We start from the raw sequence: 18,651 nt of genomic DNA on the forward strand, positions 1-18,651 counted from the left end.
ATGAGTACTGAAGATAATTTGAATGAAGATATTCAACCGAATAACCTGGAAAATGGGGAGTTTGTAGAAGATCATACAGCATTACAAGAAGAAGAGGATAAGGAGACAATTACCAAGGTAACAGGGATGTACAAGGAATGGTTCCTTGATTATGCATCCTATGTGATTTTAGAACGTGCTGTTCCTGCTATTGAAGATGGTTTTAAACCTGTTCAACGCCGTATTATGCACTCAATGAAAGAGTTGGATGATGGTCGATACAACAAAGTAGCTAATATCGTAGGACATACCATGCAGTATCACCCACATGGGGACGCAAGTATTGGTGATGCCATGGTACAGCTTGGACAAAAAGAATTGCTTATTGATATGCAAGGAAACTGGGGAAACATCTTAACAGGGGATGGGGCCGCAGCATCGCGTTATATTGAGGCACGATTGAGTAAATTTGCGCTAGAAGTACTGTATTCACCTAAAATTACAGATTGGCAATCATCCTATGATGGTCGTCGCAATGAGCCTATTAATTTACCTGTAAAGTTTCCCTTGCTTTTAGCACAAGGTGCTGAAGGGATTGCGGTAGGTTTGTCCACGAAAGTCTTGCCACACAACTTCAATGAACTCATCGATTCTTCCATCAAAATATTAAAGGGAAAACCGTTTACGCTTTATCCTGATTTTCCTACAGAGGGAATCGCTGATGTATCCAATTATAATGATGGATTACGTGGCGGACGTGTACGAGTACGTGCACGTATCTCACAAATGGATAAGAATACACTGGTGATTACTCAAATTCCTTTTTCAACAACAACAACCTCATTGATTGATAGCATTTTAAAGGCCAATGAAAAAGGAAAATTAAAAATTAGAAAAATTGAAGACAATACAGCGGCTAATGTGGAAATTTTAATCCACTTGCCTCCTGGAACGTCTCCAGATAAAACAATTGATGCTTTATATGCCTTTACGGGTTGTGAAACATCTATTGCGCCCTTGGCTTGTATTATTCAAGATAATAAACCTCTATTCATCGGGGTGACAGAAATGCTTAAACGCTCTACGCATCAAACGGTAGATTTGTTAAAGCAAGAGTTGGAAATCGAATTAGGAGAACTAGAAGAAAGATGGCATTTCTTGTCGTTAGAGCGTATCTTCATTGAAAATAGAATCTATCGCGCCATTGAAGAAGAAGAAACCTGGGAAGGGGTATTATCTGCAATTGATGAAGGCTTAAAACCATTTGTGGTTAACCTGAAAAGAGCGGTGACTCAAGAGGATATCATTCGATTGACCGAAATTCGAATCAAGCGTATTTCGCGTTTCGATATTGATAAAGCCAATCAGCAAATTGAATCCCTAGAAGGGGATATCGAGCAAGTAAAGTACAATTTGGAACACTTGATTGATTTTGCCATCAAGTATTTTACTAACTTAAAAGAAAAATACGGAAAAGGAAAGGAACGTAAAACAGAATTGAGAAGCTTTGATACGATTGAAGCAACGAAAGTAGTTTTACGCAACACCAAACTCTATGTTAATCGACAAGAAGGGTTCTTTGGAACTTCGTTGCGCAAAGATGAATATGTGTGTGACTGCTCGGATATTGATGATATTATTGTCTTTTTACGTGATGGTTCCATGGTAATTTCAAAAGTAGAAGAGAAGCGCTTCGTCGGGAAAGATATTATTCATATTGATGTATTTGCAAAAAATGATAAGCGCACCATCTATAACCTAATCTACCGCGATGGAAAATCTGGACCTACCTATATTAAGCGTTTTAATGTGATGAGCATTACACGTGATAAAGTGTATGATTTGACGCAAGGTAATGCAGGATCTCAAATTTTGTATTTCTCTGCCAATCCCAACGGTGAAGCAGAGGTAGTAACCATTTTGTTGCGTCAGTTGAGCAATGTCAAGAAGCTGAAATTTGATGTGGATTTTGCTGATTTATTGATTAAAGGACGTATTGCCAAAGGAAACTTAGTAACGAAATATGCCATCAAGAAAATCGAACTCAAAGAAAAGGGAATCTCGACTTTGCGTCCACGTAAAATCTGGTATGATGATGCAGTAAGGCGTTTAAATGTGGAAGGAAGAGGAGATCTTTTGGGTGAATTTAAACCTGAAGACCGCCTGTTAATCATCACCCAAAGTGGAAAAGTGAAAACAGTTGTTCCTGAATTGACCACTCACTTTGAGGAAGATATGATTGTATTGGAAAAATGGAAACCTACCAAGCCTATTTCTGCCGTTTATTACGATGGCGAAAAAGCGAGATACTATGTCAAGCGATTTATCGTAGAAAATGAAAATAGGGAAGATATCTTTATTTCAGAACATGAACACTCAAAATTAGAGCTGATTTCTACGGATTATCGCCCAGTTGTAGAAGTAGTTTTTGCTAAGGTAAAAGGAGTGCAGAAGGAAAGTTTAACAGTTGATTTAGAGCAATTTATAACCGTTAAAGGAATTAAAGCTTTAGGTAATCAGCTTACGACAGATAAAGTAAAACAAATCGATCATTTGGAGTCATTACCTTATGAAGAAGAAGTGGAAGAGGAAGAAGAAATTTCTTATGATTTGGAAAATTTACCCGATGTAAATATCGATGAGGATGGACAAAGTAGTTTGTTTTAATCGAAGAAATAGAGGGTAAAAAGCAAAAAAGTGAATTGCGATTCACTTTTTTTGTTGACTTTAAGAAAGACGAAGTTTTGAGAATATACAGTCACCTTATTTCACAAGGCTATGATAAAGAAAACAAAAATAGGGGGTGTAGTAGCTTTAATGCTATGGAGTTTAAGTGGACAAGCTCAATCACCAGATAACCTTTTTGACCAATCAGAAGTACACTCGCTAAGTGAGCGCTGGGATTTATTACCGACAAGTAGAGGAAAGACCTTTACCTTATCTCCTTATAAATCAGTATACGTATTGCCTTTTCGATGGTCCAATAAACCCAATGATCAACCGTTTAGTTATAGCGAGCATATGGGGCGTCCTGATGCTATCGATTATCAGGAAACAGAAATACGCTTCCAATTGAGTTTTAAAACCAAAGTGGTAGAAGGACTATTGTTTGGAAAAGGGGATATTTGGTTGGCCTTTACACAAACAGCGAATTGGCAAGCTTATAATGATAGAGAATCACGTCCCTTTCGCGAACTCAACTACGAACCGGAAGTAATTTTCAACTATCCGTTGTCTATTTCTATTGAAAATTTAAAGTTTAAAATGATTGGTGTCGGTTTTAATCACCAATCGAACGGAAAAAGTCAACCTACTTCAAGAAGTTGGAACCGTTTTACCATGCATTTGGGAATGGAATACAACGATTGGACCTTTATGCTGAAACCTTGGATGCGATTAGCTGAGAAAAACAAGGATGATGATAATGTAGGAATTTTAGAGCATTACGGCAAAGGAGAACTTACCGTGGCTTATCAACGAAATGGGCAAGTTCTAACCTTTATGATGCGAAACAATATGCGTTTTAATTCAAGGTATAAAGGCTTTCATGAGCTGACCTATACCTATCCAATTAAGAATAACCTCAAAGCTTTCTTTGTGGTTAATAATGGATATGGCGAATCACTGATTGATTACAATTGGAATCAAACAACCGTTGGAGTAGGTATCTCACTAATGGAATGGTATTAATAAAGTAAAGAAGGAGCAACTGAGTTGCTCCTTCTTTACTTTATTCTTTCCTCATCCTGCTGTTTCGCTGCTTTCTTTAAGGAGAAAACCAAGTAACACAAGAAAATAAAGAAAGCCAAAAAGGAAAACCAGTTAACTTGTATCGACCACAAATGCTCCATGTCCAATTGATAAATACCATAGACCAATAGAAAAAGAACAAGATAAGTGGTTATTTTTTCAAATTTTTTATTCATAATATAGCTTAAATAGTCATAGAAAATAAGGCACGATCTGGTTTATTGCGCTGTAAACGCAAATCCAAAGCCATGCAAATGTTGCGTACAAAGGCACGACCAACTTTGTTAATCGTAATGACGTGGTCATGGATAGTAATCAATTGATCGTTTTCCATTTCTTTCAGTTCTTCAAGAATAGGCGTAAAATCAATACGATCCTTATCAAGACTTAAATCTGTCTGTAAATTACACATTAAATGTAGGATATGTTTTCTAATTATCAAATCTTCTTCATTTAAAATATGCCCTTTAACGACAGGAATCTCATTATTTTCTAATGCCGCATAGTAAGCAGCTATATTTTTTTCGTTTTGAGCAAAAGCGGTCCAACTATCACTGATGGAAGAAACACCCAAACCGATCATTAAATCTGTTTTAGAAGAAGTGTATCCCATGAAATTGCGGTGAATACTATGGGTATTCATTGCTTTGTATAGCGAATCTGACTTTAAGGCAAAGTGATCCATACCAATTTCAATGTATCCTTTTTCTTCCAATAAGTTTTTTCCAACTTCATAGAGCTTTCGTTTTTCTTCATCTTTGGGAACATCTTCATCTTTAAATCCGCGTTGTCCATTTCCTTTTATCCAGGGCACATGCGCATAGCTATAAAAAGCCAAGCGATCTGGAGAAAGCGACTTGGTTTTCTCAATGGTATCAATCACATGCTCAATATGTTGAAAGGGCAAACCAAAAATAATATCATGTGAAATGGACGTATAGCCCATTTCCTTGGCCCAAAGAGTTACTTTAGCGACATCGTGAAACGTTTGATTACGATTTATGGCCTTCTGTATCTCGCGATTATAATCTTGTACGCCAAAGCTAACTCTTCGAAAACCGAGGTTGTATAATGTTTGTAAATGCTCTCTAGTTGTATTGTTGGGATGCCCTTCAAAACTAAATTCATATCCTTCCGCTTTGAGTCCACGCGCTAAGATGCCTTCAATTAACGTTTGCAAATGCTCAGGAGCAAAGAAGGTTGGAGTTCCACCACCCAAGTGAATCTCCTTTATTATTGGCTTGTCTTCCAATACCGTACAATACAAGGCCCATTCTTTTAATACCGCTTGGATATACGGAACCTCCACTTCGTGACGCTTAGTGATGTGTTTATGACAACCACAAAAGGTGCATAAACTCTCGCAATAAGGCAAGTGAATGTATAAACTAATTCCTTCTTTTTCGTTCGTCTCATCGAAGGTTTTTTTGACGCATTCCAGCCATTTGTCTCGAGTAAAACCCGTTTCATCCCAATAGGGTACTGTAGGGTAGCTCGTATAACGAGGTCCAGGTACATTATATTTTTGTATCAGAGGGGTAGCCATTTTTCGTATATTTGTAACAAATGTAGCAGGAATCAAAATGAATAATCCTGATATTTGTCACTTGATTAAAAAAAATTAGATGAAAAATAGGATGAAAAATATAATTTTAACAGCAACACTACTAATATTTTCTTTTTTTAAGGGTAGTGCTCAGGAGGTTAACACAAAAAAACAACTTGTAAATCCGGTAGTTTTTGAATCGCAAATTGAAACTAAAAAAGCACAAGTAATTGATGTTCGCACGCCAAAAGAATATAAAGAAGGAACGATTTTGAATGCTGTAAATATCGATTTTTTGGATGAGCGCTTTTCAAAAAATATTGAACAGCTAGATAAAAAGCAACCCGTTTATATTTTCTGTCAATCAGGAAAGCGAAGTGCAGCCGCTGCGGAGAAACTGCAAGAAGCTGGATTTGAGGTCATCGAATTAGCAGGAGGGTATAAAGCCTGGAAAGCTGAAAAAGACTAAGTTTAATTTATCAATTATTTAAGAATTGAACGGATTAGATGAGTAAAAAAAATGTTATTTTTGAAAAAAAGGTAAAATATGGATATAGCATCATTCGGAAGTTTTTTAAGAACATTGGCCATCATCGTCGTGATCTATTATGCTTTTAAATTTGCGATGCGTTATTTATTTCCGCTATTTGTCTATAAAATGGCAAAAAAAGTAGAACGAAATTTTCAACAGCAACAGCAAGATTTTTATCAACAAAATAGATCCACACAAGAAGAAACAAATTACAACAATCAAACAGATACAGGGAAAGATAAAGTTCCACGTTCTACGAAAGTCGTAGGTGAGTATATTGATTTTGAAGAAATTGATAAGAAGTAGTTTTATGCGTAAAGCGTGAAATAAAAAAAGGCTTGATAGATATTATTCTATCAAGCCTTTTTTTATTGGTGAGGGTTTATCTCATTTAGTTTATATTTTGTTTTGGTGTTCGATGAATCTACACTTCGTTCCGATTTTCGCTACGCTACGATTTGGTGAGATGAGTCAACCTACAAAAAAGTAACCAACAAAGAACAAAAATGTACCCTTTTCCCATCTCCCTTTTCTCATCTCTATTCTTCACCATTCATCATTTACCATTCACCATTCAAGAAAAAAACCTCCCATATAATCCCAAAATTACTTACATTAGCTAATTAAACAGAATGCAAACCTCGCAAAGTAATTTTAAAGCATGAATGCAGTAAAAAAGTATATCCCGCATCTCTTGGTGTTGGTGGGTTTTATCGTAGTAGCCTTACTTTATTTTTCACCCGTATTACAGAACAAAGTTATTTATCAATCTGATATTGTACAGTATACAGGGATGGCTAAGGAACAAAATAATTTCAGAGCCGAATTTAATGAAGAACCCTATTGGACCAATAGTGCCTTTGGAGGTATGCCAACCTATCAATTAGGAGCCAAATATCCTTATAATTTTGTAAAACAGTTGGATAGCGCGATTCGTTTTTTACCTAGACCCGCAGACTATTTATTCCTCTATTTCTTGGGATTCTATGCATTAATGCTGGTTTTAGGCGTACGTCCTTTAAAAGCCTTTATTGGATCTTTAGCTTTTGGTTTTTCTACTTATCTAATTATAATTTTAGGTGTAGGACACAATGCGAAAGCCCATGCTATTGCCTATATGCCGATGGTGGTTGCTGGAGTATTATTAGTCTTTAGAAAAAAATATGTAGCGGGAGGAATTCTAACCGTTGTAGCTGCAGCTCTTGAGATAAGTGCCAATCACTTTCAAATGACTTACTATTTACTGTTGTTTTTAGTGGTTTTAGCCATCGCTTATACCTATCAATACAGCAAAGCTAAAGATTGGAAAGGATTGGGCCTGGCTTATGCTATTCTAGTGGGATCTGCCATTTTGAGTATTGGTGCCAATGCCACGAATATTATGGCTACTGCAGAATACACCCAATTTAGTACACGCAGTTCCAGTGAATTAACCTATGAGCCCGATGGTTCTCCTAAAGTATCGTCTAATGCAATGAGTTATGACTATATTACCGAATATAGCTATGGTATTTTTGAAAGTTTGAACTTGATTGCACCTCGTTTAACAGGAGGAGCAAATAATGAGGTATTGGAGAAAGACAATGCGGTTTATCGCTTTTTTACGTCAATTGGAGCCGATCCACATCGTGCACAAGAAATGAGTAAACAAGCTCCTACCTATTGGGGAAGCCAGCCCATCGTAGCTGCACCTGCCTATATTGGAGCCGTGGTATTCTTCTTGTTTGTGTTGGGAATATTTACAGAAAAACGCAAAATAAAGCATATCTTCTTTGCTGGAGCACTCATAGCTTTACTTCTTTCATGGGGTAAAAATTTCGCATTTTTTACCAATTTATTTATTGACTTTGTACCCATGTACAATAAGTTTAGAGCGGTATCATCCATCCAGGTTATTTTGGAAATGTGTATGCCTGTACTAGCTATTTTAGGCTTATATAGTTTTTTCAAACTCGATCAAAAACAACAAGTAGAAACCTTAAAGAAAACCTGTTTGATTGTAGGTGGAATCGTTGTATTCCTGTTTGCAATTAAAGGAACACTTTCTTTTACAGGATTGAATGATGACTACTACCGCATGGCTTATGGAGAGATTGGTCCTGGCTTTATACGCGCCTTGATTGAGGAGCGAAAAGCCATGTACACCAGTGATTTAATACGCTCATTTTTATTAATGTTAGCTGCTGCTATAGTCTTGTTTTTAATTGCGAAGGATAAGCTAAAGGAAATGTATGCTTTAGTGATTATTGGGTGTCTGTTAGTTGGAGATTTGGTGATGGTAGACCGCAAATACGTCAATGATGAATCTTTTGTGTCTGCAAGAAAAATGGAAGAACCTTTTGAAATTACCCAAGCCGATAAGCAAATTTTAAATGACCCAACTCACTTCCGCGTATTTGATGCGCAAGGGGGATTAAATAGTGCAAAAGCATCGTATTTCCACCAATCATTAGGAGGTTATCACGCAGCTAAGCCAAGGAGAATCCAGCAATTGGCAGACTATCAAATGAGTCAAAACCCTATGCCTGTATTCAATATGATGAATGTAAAATACGTGATTCAACCCGATGAGGAAGGACGCAGTGTAGCCATGCTAAATCAAGAAGCTAACGGCAATGCTTGGTTTGTTTCGGCTGTACAAAAAGTAACTACGGCAGATGAGGAGATGAAAGCACTGAATAGCATCAATACGAAAACAACCGCTGTACTGAATACTCACACGTTTGCTCAAGCAGTTCAAGATAGCTATACTGTTGATTCGTTGGCTTCAATTCAATTGATTTCGTATAAAGCCAATCAACTAGTCTATGAAGCAGAAAATCAGCATGAGGGATTAGCCGTGTTTTCTGAGGTTTATTATCCTCAGGGATGGGTTGCTAAAGTTGATGGGCAAGAAGTGCCTATTTTAGCCGTAGATTATGTATTGAGAGCCTTACCCTTGCCAAAGGGAAAACATACGATTGAATTTACCTTTGAACCTCAAGTGGTGAAAACAGGAAGTAGAATTGCTTTAGCAAGTTCACTACTGATTCTCTTACTTGCTGTGGGAGCGATTGGTTGGTCTGTTAAAAAAAGAAAGGAAGCCTAAACGGGAGAGGGAGGAGATAAAATGGAAAAGAAAATAGAAAAGAAAAAAGTTTTAATTGTTTGTTATTATTGGCCTCCAGCGGGTGGCCCTGGTGTTCAACGTTGGTTGAAGTTTGTGAAATACTTGCCAGATTTTAATATTGAACCCATTGTATATGTGCCAGAAGGAGCCAATTATCCCTTAATTGACACCCAATTGGAGCAGGAGGTAGATCCTTCCATTACTATTCTAAAGCACAAGATTAAGGAGCCTTATGGACTTGCAAAAAAATTAGCAGGACAACGTGCACAAACGATGAGTTCAGGTATGATTCCCCAAGTGAGAAACCAATCCAAATGGGATAAAATATTGCTGTGGATTCGTGGAAATATGTTCATTCCCGATGCGAGAATTGGATGGGTAAAGCCTTCTGTAGCGTATCTAACAGACTATTTAAAACAACACCCCGATATTGAGACGGTTATTACAACAGGTCCTCCTCACAGTGTACATTTAATTGGACTAGCATTAAAGAAAAAACTACAGCTAAAATGGTTTGCGGATTTTAGAGATCCCTGGACAACAATTGGTTATCATAAGGATCTTAAACTATCAGATCAAGCCAAAGAAAAGCATCTAGCACTAGAACATGAGGTGCTCAATACAGCGGATCATCTGATTGTAACGAGTAAAACTACGCGTAAAGAATTCGAAACTAAAACCGATAAACCCATTGCTATTATTACCAATGGTTATGATGTGGCTCATTTAGGTAAGATTCCCCTAGATGAGAAATTTACGCTAGCCCATATTGGTTCTTTTTTATCGAATCGAAATCCGCGCGTTCTGTGGAAGGCAATTAGCGAATTAAGACGAGAGAACCCCGCTTTTAAAGCAGCATTTGAATTAAAACTCATCGGAAAAATAAGCGAAGATATCTTGAATACTTTAGCGGAGTTCAAGTTAGTAGAATGTACCGATAATCGGGGGTATGTAGAAAACCAAGAAGCTCTAAGACAAATGCGCGCTTCTCAGGTTTTGCTGCTCGTTGAAATTGATTCGGATGATACTCGCGCTATTATTCCAGGAAAATTGTTTGAATACATGGCAGCAGAACGCCCTATTTTGGCTATAGGACCAGAGGAATCCGATTTCTTTGAAATTATCCAACAAACTAATGTAGGAAAAAATGCGCTTTACAGTGAAAAAGATAAAATAACTGAAATCTTACTGCAGTATTTTGAACTGTATCAAAAGAAACAGCTCCAAGTACACGCCATGGGCTTGCAATATTTTGGTCGCAAACGCCTGACTGAACGCTTGGTGAGTGTGTTGAATGGTTGACGGTTAACGGTTGACAGCAAACAACAAACAAAAAAGCTTGAGGATTACCTCAAGCTTTTTTGTTTGTTGTTTGCTTCTTCTACTTTAGAAAATTTTACTCCTTTATTTCACCTAGTTTATATTTTGTTTTAGTGTTCAATGTACTTACACTGCGTTTCGGTTTATTATTTCCTATTTCTCTTTTTTGGAATTGTTTTTGTTAAGATTAATTAAATACCAAAAACAAATGTAAAAATGAGAAACGAGAGATGGAAAAAGAGAGATATAGAATTGCTACTGTTATTAAATAGTATTGCAAAAACTAAACCTACAGGTTGATTTTATGAAAATTGTTAGTATCTTTGAAGACAAGTTATGGGCCTTTCATTACGAGGGCGAGGAATTCAATGAATATGATCGATTGATTGAGCTATGGACGGACATGGACTATTTGTTTACCTTTTTAAAGCAGAATGAAAAAGATATACCAAAGGATGTTAGCTTAGAAGAAATGGCGATGTATATTAGTACCAATGTAGAAGTAATTGACGATACTTTAGTAGCGATTGCATCGACCAAAGAGGAAAGTTTATCGTATTTTTTTAAACCACTGCACAATAGGGAATATCGTGCTCAAGTGCTTTCTTTACAAAAAGGAAGAGAAGATTGTTTGAGAATATATGCTATTAAAATCGATATAAATACATTTGTTATTACGGGCGGAGCAATAAAGTTACCCTTACAACATTTAATGCAAGAACGTATGCATACCACTAAAGAACTAAATAAATTAAATAGAGCCTATGCCTATTTAAGTGGAGAGAATATTATAGATAAAGATTCTTTTTTTGAATTCTTAAACGAATAAAACCATGTTGAATAAAGAAAAATTTTTAGCACTTGTTTCAGCAGAAGAAACAAATACACTTGATCGCGCTAAAACACGTGTGACCAACAGAGAATTACATAGGGTTTCTCAGAAAATCGCTCTGGATATTTTAAGTCGCTTAACTGTGTTAGGATGGAAACAAAAAGATTTAGCAGAAAAAATGGCTGTTACACCACAACAGGTAAGTAAATGGGTAAAAGGAAAAGAGAATTTTACATTAGATACTTTGATTAAACTCAGTCATGTACTTTCGTATAATTTGTTTCAAGCGATACCAGAAGATATTGTATAGTTGACAGTTAGCAGAAACAAAAAAGCTTGAGGTAATCCTCAAGCTTTTTTGTTTTTATTGTATGCTTTTTCTACTTTATAAATTTCGCTCATCACCAAAAAAGCTTTTATTTCAATTTATTTTTCAAAAATTGTCCTGTGCTAGATGCTTTGCAGGTAACTATTTCTTCTGGTGTTCCAAAAGCGATCAATTCACCGCCTTTTTCACCGCCTTCAGGACCAATATCTACAATATAGTCGGCGCATTTGATCAGGTCTAAATTGTGCTCAATCACGATGATTGAATGTCCTTTATCAATTAGTGCATTGAAGGCTGTCAATAACTTTTTAATATCGTGAAAATGCAGACCTGTTGTAGGTTCATCAAAAACGAACAGCACTTTTTCTCGTGTAGATCCTGCTAATAAAAAAGAAGCCAATTTGATGCGTTGTGCTTCTCCACCAGACAGGGTAGAAGAGGATTGTCCTAATTGGACGTAGCCTAATCCTACATCTTGCAACGGTTGTAAGCGTGTAGCAATCTTGGTTTGGTTGTGCAGGCTGAAAAAGGCTAGTGCCTCATCTATCGTCATGGATAAAATATCATCAATATTTTTGCCTTCGAAGTTCACTTCCAAAACTTCTTTCTTGAAGCGCTTTCCGTGACAAGCCTCACATTCCAAGTGAACATCTGCCATGAATTGCATTTCAACCGTTACACTACCTTCCCCTTTACATACCTCACATCGACCTCCATCCACGTTAAAGGAGAAGTGTTTGGGTTGATAGCCTCTTAGTTTAGAGGTATTTTGTTTGGAATAAAGGTCTCGAATCTCGTCATAGGCCTTGATATAAGTTACCGGATTAGAGCGTGAACTTCGTCCAATTGGGTTTTGATCCACATATTCAATTTGTTTGATGTGGTCAAATTTGCCTTCTAAAGCGGTATATTGTCCTGGTTTATCACTTAGACCCGTTAATTTCTTCTGTAGAGTAGGAAAGAGGATGCGTTTCACTAAGGTACTCTTTCCACTTCCAGAAACTCCAGTAATCACGGTTAAACAGTCCAAAGGAAAGCGAACATCAATGTTTTTTAGATTGTGTTCTCTTGCTCCGATAATATCAATATAGTGCTTGTAGGGTCTTCTCTTTTTAGGCACCTCAATTTTCATTGTTCCATTGAGGTATTGAGCCGTTAAGGAATCAGATTGTAAAATTTCTTCAAAGCTACCTTGAGCGACTAGTTCTCCTCCAAAGGTACCTGCTTCTGGGCCAATATCAATGATTTGATCCGCTGCATGCATAATTTCTTCGTCATGCTCAACAATAATCACCGTATTGCCTAGCGCTTGTAGTTGTTTTAAGACGTGAATTAGTTTTTCTCCGTCTTTGGGATGTAATCCAATACTCGGTTCATCCAAAATATACATGGAGCCTACCAAGCTACTTCCCAACGAAGTGGCTAAATTGATCCGTTGTGATTCTCCACCTGATAAGGTAGATGAATTTCGATTCAAGGTTAGGTAGGAAAGTCCAACATTTAACAAAAAGCCCAAGCGATTGTTGATTTCAATCAACAGGCGTTTGGCTACTTGTTTTTCATACGAAGTAAGCTGTAATTCTTGAAAGAAAACAACGAGCTTATCAATGGGCATATCCACTAAATCAGAAACAGTTTTTCCGCCAATTTTGACGTAATTTGCCTCTTTTCTCAAGCGTTTCCCTTTACAAGTTGGGCATTTTGTTTTTCCTCTGTATCGCGAAAGTAAAACGCGATTTTGAATCTTATAATTCTTTTCCTCCAATTCTTCAAAGAAAGCATGTAGTCCTGTAAAAAACTCATTGCCCTCCCATAGAAGTGCCTTTTCTTCTGGTGTTAACTGGAAGATAGGACGATGAATAGGAAAATCAAATTTATACGCATGTTGAATCAATTGATCGCGATACCATCCCATGGATTCTCCACGCCAAGGGAAAACCGCATTTTCATATACGGATAATCCCGTATTAGGGAATACCAATTCCTCATCAATTCCAATCACGTTGCCATATCCATCACAAGTGGGACAAGCGCCATACGGATTGTTGAAACTGAATAAATGGATATTGGGCTCTAAGAATGTGAGTCCATCAAGTTCAAAGCGGTTGCTAAATTCATAGTGTGTTTCTCCTGCTAAAGCGCGGACAAAACACGTTCCCTTTCCTTCAAAGAAAGCTGTTTCAATAGCATCTCCCAAGCGATTGTAAAACTCATCTGTATCTTTGACAACAATACGATCAATAATAAGTAAAACATCATCCAGAGCAAATTGATTAATCAAATCTGCCTCTAGCGCTAGAAATTCATCTAAACGAACCATTTCTCCTTTTACGGATAAACGAGCATACCCTTGTTTCAATAGAACAGCCAAGTGTTCAGCTAGCGATCGATCTTCTTCAAAGCGTAAGGGAGCTAACAACAACCATTTACTGTCTAGGGGGAGTGTTTGCACTAACTTAATAACATCTTCTACCGTATCTTTCTTCACCTCTTGCCCAGAGATAGGCGAGTAGGTATGCCCGATTCGGGCGAATAGCAATTTGATATAATCGTATATTTCTGTTGATGTTCCCACCGTTGATCGCGCATTGGTTGTATTTACCTTTTGTTCAATCGCAATAGCAGGAGCAATCCCTTTGATATATTCCACTTTAGGTTTATCGATACGTCCTAGGAACTGGCGAGCATAAGCAGATAAACTTTCCACGTAGCGACGTTGCCCTTCTGCATAAAGCGTATCAAAGGCTAAGGAAGACTTTCCCGAGCCAGAAAGCCCCGTGATGACCACCATTTGGTTTCTAGGAATTACCACATCAATATGCTTTAAATTATGCAAATGTGCGCCTTTAATAATGATATTGTGTTTTGGATCTAGTTTAGAAAAATCTAGTTTAGACATAGGAGATTCGTGTATTTGAAACACAAAAATACGCTTTTATCTTTGTTTATGAAACGCTTTCGGCAGTAAAGAATACCGAAGACGTTTAACATTTCTTTTAAACTATTGTTTTTAACAGAATATTTTACTTATATTTGTATCACTTAATCGATAAAAATCAAGAGCCTATATAACAACATTACTTTTTTAGATTACATAGAACAGCTATAAAAAGAATTTTGTTATGGAATTGATTCAATTACCAGATGCAACCTTAGTGCATCAATATGTGGGAGGCAATGAGCAGGCGCTTGAAATTTTAATTAAAAGACATCAAGCTAAAATTTTTGGATTTATTTTCAGTAAATTAGACGATGTTGAATTAACCAACGATATCTTTCAAGATACCTTTATCAAGGTCATCAATACCCTTAAAACTGGAAAATACAACGAAGAAGGGAAGTTTATCTCCTGGGTTATGCGTATTGCTCACAATTTAATCATGGATCATTACCGCCGTGAAAAGCGAATTACCATCCATAATGATACGGAGCAAACCCCATTTTTTTCTTTTCTAAAAGATGATAGTGAAACCATTGAAGAATTGTTGATAACCAATCAGATAACAACTGACTTACAACAATTAATACTAGAATTACCTGAAGATCAACAGGAAGTAATTCGCATGCGCTTGTATCAAGATTTAAGCTTTAAAGAAATTGCAGAGGCAACTGATGTCAGTATTAATACGGCTTTAGGTCGCATGCGCTATGCTATTATTAATTTGAGGCGATTAATGGAGAAAAAACAAATTTCTTTTACCGTATAATAAAGTCTCGTTTTGTGCGTTTTAATAGCAAAACTCAATTGATATTTTATGAAGGAAAACTACAAAACGCTTTTAAAAGGACAGGATGCGAAGTTGCCTCAACCCGAATTAATTGAAAAGCTATTGGCGTACTCCAAGTATTGGTCGCAATTAGCTTTTAGTGAATTCGTAGAAACGAAGTTGAAACCATCCGAAGTGAACTAAAAAAAAAGCATCGATTATTTCGATGCTTTTTTTTCTTGTTTTTTGTAATATTCGTTGAGTACAGTTTTTCGACCAATTACACTCGTAATAATATCTAATTCTAACTTCCATGCTCGCGCAGGAGAATACTGGCGACCGTACCATACTAATTGCAGGTGAAGTTTATTCCACTGTTCTTTCGGAAATAAACGTTTGGCATCTTTTTCTGTTTGCTGTACACTTTTCCCATTGGAAAATCCCCAGCGATACAGCAAACGGTGAATATGCGTATCCACAGGAAAAGCTGGAATATCAAAGGCTTGTGCCATGACAACAGAAGCTGTTTTATGGCCTACAGCAGGTAAACGTTCAAGTGCCTCCATGTCCGCTGGAACCTCCCCATTGTGTTCTTCAATTAAGATTTTAGACAGCCCATAGATTCCTTTACTCTTCATAGGCGATAACCCACAAGGGCGAATAATATCTTGAATTTCCTCAACAGTTAGTTTAACCATATCATATGGATTATCTGCTTTAGCAAATAAAATAGGAGTTATCTTATTCACGCGTTCATCCGTACATTGAGCAGATAGCAACACTGCAATCAACAACGTATAGGCATCCTTATGGTCTAAAGGAACCGGAATTTCAGGATATAAGGCATCTAAAGTTTCAAGAACAAAGTTTACTTTTTCCGTTTTTGTCATGATGAATAATTCAAGAATGAAAGTACAAAGCTAAACTACAAATATCGGAAAAAAAAGATAGGCCTCCTATAAGGGTCAAGTAGTGGATGTTTCAATATTTCTTTTAAAGAATTTATTTTTAAATTTAACATATTTTAGTAGTGACTTGCAATTTATATTGTACATATAGTGCTTTATGGTATAGTTATTTTTTATTTTATTACAGATGATTTAATACTTTTGACGATAATTAAAAAAAATAAAATATGAAAAAGAAGATTAAACGCTCAGCAGGAATTCTTTTCCTCCTGAGTGCATTAGGTGTTATTTCTTGTAGTAGTGATGACAACAAATCAACTCCTGATCCAGTTTTGCCTCCTGTAGAAATTAAAGTACCAACTGCTACAGATTTTACTAATTTTAGAGCAGGGGTACTAGACGGACTCAAACAAAAGATTACAACAACCTTAGGGGAAGATGGTGCTTTTAGTTTTAGTAGTAAACAAGGCGTAAAAGTTCATGTTACGGCATTGGCAACCCCAGAATATTGGGGTGAAGCAGGCGATGAAATTGAATGTACTTTTATCGAACTCTATGACAAGGGAACCATGGCGTTAGCGAATCGGCCAACGATGGGGATATATCCTACCAATAGAGATGAAAATGGATATTTTGACGTAGAGAAAGATGCCTACGGACGCCTGTCTACAGAGGGATATCGCGCATTTATCATTACAGGTGGAGAATTTTACTTTGACATCAAGTTAAAGGGAAAACAAGTCTCTAATTATGGAATTAATATGGAAGTTCCTACTAAAAATACCAAAGGCTTCCAAGAAGATATGCTATTATGGCAAGGGAACTTGGATGCAAAGGATGACTTGACCTTTACAGAAATTCCCATCCAAACAGAAATGGGTTTTTTAGGCAGCGATGAGGACAATGAAAACTATGTGTTGTTTTTAAACGGGTGGAATGAATTACCTGCTGAAATTGGGTGGTCTAATATTGATAAATATGCAGATTACGAAGGAGAACAAACGCAATTTTTTGTAAAAGTTCCCCAAGGATACAACTATGAAAATGCGGCTGTTTACCTAGGTGTAAAGAATGAAGAAGGATTAGCTCATTTGGATGTGTTCTTAAATCATCCAGAACTTGGAGATGTATTTACAGAGCATTACGGCTGGGTTCCTATTGGACTAGAAGGATATGTTTTCTTCGTTTCTGTAGATGCCGCTACAAATAAAGTCGTGTATGCTATTAAGGATATTACGGTTGCTAAAAATCAGATGATTGAACTCAAGGCATCCGATTTAAAAACAGGAACACAAGAAGAAGTAATTGCTATAGTAAATGGATTACAATAAAAGACAAAAAGGAATTGGATTGCTTTCAGTATTTTGATTCCTTAGTTCCTATATGATAGGAAGGAAGCTACTCAACTTGGGTAGCTTCCTTTTTTCTCCTATGTTTAGGATTAATATTTATTTAGCTTGACTAAAATCTCACCGTTGAATCGACCCTTAATAATTTCTTTATCCATTGTTTCGATGTTAAAATTAATCGTTCCATTTTTTATGATTTCTACATCAGAATCCGCTGTTTCTAAGAGATACATACCCGAAAGAGTTACATACGAAGTATTTTCTGCATGTTGATTGGGTATTTCAGTTTGATGTACCGTTATCGCAAGAAGATCATACGGCGTAATAGCAAATTTTCCATTTTGAGGCATTTCTGGAATATTTGGATCTTTAGATTTGAATTCTATTTTAAATTGTAATACATTTTTTTTATGGGTGCCTTCATTGTTTAGCGTTGCTAAATAAACGTCATATTTTCCTCCAGCTCCTAACTTTTCACCAAGGCGTGTAAGTTTAGCTTTTGTGACATCATAATACTGTTCTTTATATATAAAGTAATTAGAAGGCGCATCTACTTCTTCAACAAGAACATGAACTTCCGAACTATCGCTATATCCTGTTTTAGAAGCAATAAATTGAAATGAACCAGCCGCTGTTGCTTCCCAAGAAGCCCCAACTGAAGTGCCGTTTGAGTTAATCGTGGCATCTAAAACTTCTTGATTATTTTCGTCTTTTACTGTAAAGGCTACCTTTTCTCCTATTTTAATAGTAGCACGATTAGCTTCTAAGGTTAATTTTTTTTCTATGGGTTTAGTTCCATTGACCTCAATAACAATTTCATTGCTGTTGGTGTAGTTTTCTTTTTTTGCTATCACCTTGTAAGAACCCGCCTTGGTAAAGACAAAAGGATTTGAAATTTTTTGCTGATCGATAAATAAGATGGCATCGGTTAAGATCTTATCACTAACTTTAATGGAGAATTCTACGGCTTCGCCTTCGTTGACTACTGTTTTACTGGCGGTTAAAGCCAATTGCTTTGTTGTAATAGGAGATGCTGGATTTGAACTTTTACTACAAGAAATTACGCAAGCAATTAAAATAAATACTGCAAGTACTGCAAATGTTTTTTTCATAATAAATTAAAATTAAAATTATTTGAAACGAATATAGGGGGAGTACTTTTTTTAGGTCGTGCAAAGTGTAAAAAGAACAGGTTTATTTCTCTATTATTTTTTTGCTAGAACAAATAGACTTTTGTTGGATATTTTGGAGGATGTGAGAGTTTTTTTTAGATAAAAACAACTCAATACAG

Annotated in this window: 16 protein-coding genes; 11 read left to right on the top strand and 5 right to left on the bottom strand. The window is 36.5% G+C overall.

Annotated elements, in window-relative coordinates; genetic code table 11:
* Both ACLJX0_RS06320 and ACLJX0_RS06325 read left to right on the top strand, forming a co-directional pair.
* Positions 1-2,646 carry a DNA gyrase/topoisomerase IV subunit A gene (locus ACLJX0_RS06320; RefSeq protein ID WP_410879268.1) on the top strand — a complete coding sequence of 882 codons (2,646 nt, stop codon included), beginning with the start codon at positions 1-3 and terminating at the stop codon, positions 2,644-2,646.
* 111 nt (positions 2,647-2,757) lie between these two features.
* Entirely contained in the window at positions 2,758-3,669 is a 912-nt protein-coding gene (locus tag ACLJX0_RS06325; protein WP_410879270.1) for a phospholipase A, read from the top strand.
* A 35-nt stretch (positions 3,670-3,704) separates the two neighbouring features.
* On the opposite strand, the gene ACLJX0_RS06330 is transcribed toward ACLJX0_RS06325, so the two are convergent.
* Both ACLJX0_RS06330 and hemN read right to left on the bottom strand, forming a co-directional pair.
* Positions 3,705-3,905, bottom strand: coding sequence for a hypothetical protein (locus tag ACLJX0_RS06330; RefSeq protein WP_410879272.1), 201 nt, complete (start codon positions 3,903-3,905; stop codon positions 3,705-3,707).
* Between the two features lie 8 nt (positions 3,906-3,913).
* The gene (hemN, locus tag ACLJX0_RS06335) at positions 3,914-5,275 is read right to left on the bottom strand and encodes an oxygen-independent coproporphyrinogen III oxidase (protein WP_410879274.1); all 1,362 of its coding nucleotides are present in this window, start codon (positions 5,273-5,275) and stop codon (positions 3,914-3,916) included.
* A 91-nt stretch (positions 5,276-5,366) separates the two neighbouring features.
* Here hemN and ACLJX0_RS06340 point away from each other — a divergent pair, with 91 nt between their 5' ends.
* The 6 genes from ACLJX0_RS06340 (at position 5,367) to ACLJX0_RS06365 (ending at position 11,378) form a co-directional block, all read left to right on the top strand.
* On the top strand, positions 5,367-5,744 hold the full coding sequence (locus ACLJX0_RS06340) for a rhodanese-like domain-containing protein (RefSeq protein WP_410879276.1): 378 nt from the start codon (positions 5,367-5,369) through the stop codon (positions 5,742-5,744).
* A 78-nt stretch (positions 5,745-5,822) separates the two neighbouring features.
* Positions 5,823-6,113 (top strand): DUF4834 family protein, encoded by a 291-nt coding sequence (locus tag ACLJX0_RS06345; RefSeq protein ID WP_410879278.1) that lies wholly within the window; start codon positions 5,823-5,825, stop codon positions 6,111-6,113.
* Between the two features lie 355 nt (positions 6,114-6,468).
* On the top strand, positions 6,469-8,895 hold the full coding sequence (locus ACLJX0_RS06350) for a YfhO family protein (RefSeq protein ID WP_410879280.1): 2,427 nt from the start codon (positions 6,469-6,471) through the stop codon (positions 8,893-8,895).
* Positions 8,896-8,916: 21 nt separating this feature from the next.
* A complete protein-coding gene (locus ACLJX0_RS06355; protein ID WP_410879282.1) occupies positions 8,917-10,218 on the top strand; it encodes a glycosyl transferase family 1 in 1,302 nt (433 codons plus the stop codon).
* Positions 10,219-10,540: 322 nt separating this feature from the next.
* Positions 10,541-11,065: a hypothetical protein gene (locus ACLJX0_RS06360; RefSeq protein ID WP_410879284.1), complete on the top strand. Its 525-nt coding sequence runs from the start codon at positions 10,541-10,543 to the stop codon at positions 11,063-11,065.
* Between the two features lie 4 nt (positions 11,066-11,069).
* On the top strand, positions 11,070-11,378 hold the full coding sequence (locus tag ACLJX0_RS06365) for a transcriptional regulator (RefSeq protein WP_410879286.1): 309 nt from the start codon (positions 11,070-11,072) through the stop codon (positions 11,376-11,378).
* 106 nt (positions 11,379-11,484) lie between these two features.
* Here ACLJX0_RS06365 and uvrA read toward each other — a convergent pair whose 3' ends face one another.
* The gene (uvrA, locus tag ACLJX0_RS06370) at positions 11,485-14,295 is read right to left on the bottom strand and encodes an excinuclease ABC subunit UvrA (protein WP_410879287.1); all 2,811 of its coding nucleotides are present in this window, start codon (positions 14,293-14,295) and stop codon (positions 11,485-11,487) included.
* A gap of 223 nt (positions 14,296-14,518) precedes the next feature.
* Between uvrA and ACLJX0_RS06375 the strand changes: the two genes are divergently transcribed.
* Positions 14,519-15,103 carry a sigma-70 family RNA polymerase sigma factor gene (locus ACLJX0_RS06375; RefSeq protein WP_410879288.1) on the top strand — a complete coding sequence of 195 codons (585 nt, stop codon included), beginning with the start codon at positions 14,519-14,521 and terminating at the stop codon, positions 15,101-15,103.
* A gap of 48 nt (positions 15,104-15,151) precedes the next feature.
* Positions 15,152-15,307 carry a hypothetical protein gene (locus ACLJX0_RS06380; protein WP_410879289.1) on the top strand — a complete coding sequence of 52 codons (156 nt, stop codon included), beginning with the start codon at positions 15,152-15,154 and terminating at the stop codon, positions 15,305-15,307.
* A gap of 14 nt (positions 15,308-15,321) precedes the next feature.
* Here the strand turns inward: ACLJX0_RS06380 and ACLJX0_RS06385 are convergent, their stop codons facing one another.
* Positions 15,322-15,993 carry an endonuclease III domain-containing protein gene (locus ACLJX0_RS06385; RefSeq protein WP_410879290.1) on the bottom strand — a complete coding sequence of 224 codons (672 nt, stop codon included), beginning with the start codon at positions 15,991-15,993 and terminating at the stop codon, positions 15,322-15,324.
* 245 nt (positions 15,994-16,238) lie between these two features.
* Here ACLJX0_RS06385 and ACLJX0_RS06390 point away from each other — a divergent pair, with 245 nt between their 5' ends.
* Positions 16,239-17,342 (top strand): hypothetical protein, encoded by a 1,104-nt coding sequence (locus ACLJX0_RS06390; RefSeq protein WP_410879291.1) that lies wholly within the window; start codon positions 16,239-16,241, stop codon positions 17,340-17,342.
* Between the two features lie 110 nt (positions 17,343-17,452).
* Here the strand turns inward: ACLJX0_RS06390 and ACLJX0_RS06395 are convergent, their stop codons facing one another.
* Complete coding sequence (locus tag ACLJX0_RS06395) at positions 17,453-18,472, bottom strand: hypothetical protein (RefSeq protein ID WP_410879292.1); 1,020 nt, start codon at positions 18,470-18,472, stop codon at positions 17,453-17,455.
* Between the last annotated feature and the right edge of the window lie 179 nt (positions 18,473-18,651).

Source organism: Myroides sp. DW712, assembly GCF_046557355.1.
Lineage (GTDB): Bacteria > Bacteroidota > Bacteroidia > Flavobacteriales > Flavobacteriaceae > Flavobacterium.

Bases quoted from the DNA above. Each gene is read 5' to 3' on its own strand.
- ACLJX0_RS06360 (WP_410879284.1), top strand. From the start codon at position 10,541: ATGAAAATTGTTAGTATCTTTGAAGACAAGTTATGGGCCTTTCATTAC.
- ACLJX0_RS06380 (WP_410879289.1), top strand. From the start codon at position 15,152: ATGAAGGAAAACTACAAAACGCTTTTAAAAGGACAGGATGCGAAGTTG.
- ACLJX0_RS06390 (WP_410879291.1), top strand. From the start codon at position 16,239: ATGAAAAAGAAGATTAAACGCTCAGCAGGAATTCTTTTCCTCCTGAGT.
- uvrA (WP_410879287.1), bottom strand. From the start codon at position 14,295: ATGTCTAAACTAGATTTTTCTAAACTAGATCCAAAACACAATATCATT.
- ACLJX0_RS06355 (WP_410879282.1), top strand. From the start codon at position 8,917: ATGGAAAAGAAAATAGAAAAGAAAAAAGTTTTAATTGTTTGTTATTAT.
- ACLJX0_RS06325 (WP_410879270.1), top strand. From the start codon at position 2,758: ATGATAAAGAAAACAAAAATAGGGGGTGTAGTAGCTTTAATGCTATGG.
- hemN (WP_410879274.1), bottom strand. From the start codon at position 5,275: ATGGCTACCCCTCTGATACAAAAATATAATGTACCTGGACCTCGTTAT.
- ACLJX0_RS06340 (WP_410879276.1), top strand. From the start codon at position 5,367: ATGAAAAATATAATTTTAACAGCAACACTACTAATATTTTCTTTTTTT.
- ACLJX0_RS06395 (WP_410879292.1), bottom strand. From the start codon at position 18,472: ATGAAAAAAACATTTGCAGTACTTGCAGTATTTATTTTAATTGCTTGC.
- ACLJX0_RS06320 (WP_410879268.1), top strand. From the start codon at position 1: ATGAGTACTGAAGATAATTTGAATGAAGATATTCAACCGAATAACCTG.
- ACLJX0_RS06345 (WP_410879278.1), top strand. From the start codon at position 5,823: ATGGATATAGCATCATTCGGAAGTTTTTTAAGAACATTGGCCATCATC.
- ACLJX0_RS06330 (WP_410879272.1), bottom strand. From the start codon at position 3,905: ATGAATAAAAAATTTGAAAAAATAACCACTTATCTTGTTCTTTTTCTA.
- ACLJX0_RS06350 (WP_410879280.1), top strand. From the start codon at position 6,469: ATGAATGCAGTAAAAAAGTATATCCCGCATCTCTTGGTGTTGGTGGGT.
- ACLJX0_RS06385 (WP_410879290.1), bottom strand. From the start codon at position 15,993: ATGACAAAAACGGAAAAAGTAAACTTTGTTCTTGAAACTTTAGATGCC.
- ACLJX0_RS06365 (WP_410879286.1), top strand. From the start codon at position 11,070: ATGTTGAATAAAGAAAAATTTTTAGCACTTGTTTCAGCAGAAGAAACA.
- ACLJX0_RS06375 (WP_410879288.1), top strand. From the start codon at position 14,519: ATGGAATTGATTCAATTACCAGATGCAACCTTAGTGCATCAATATGTG.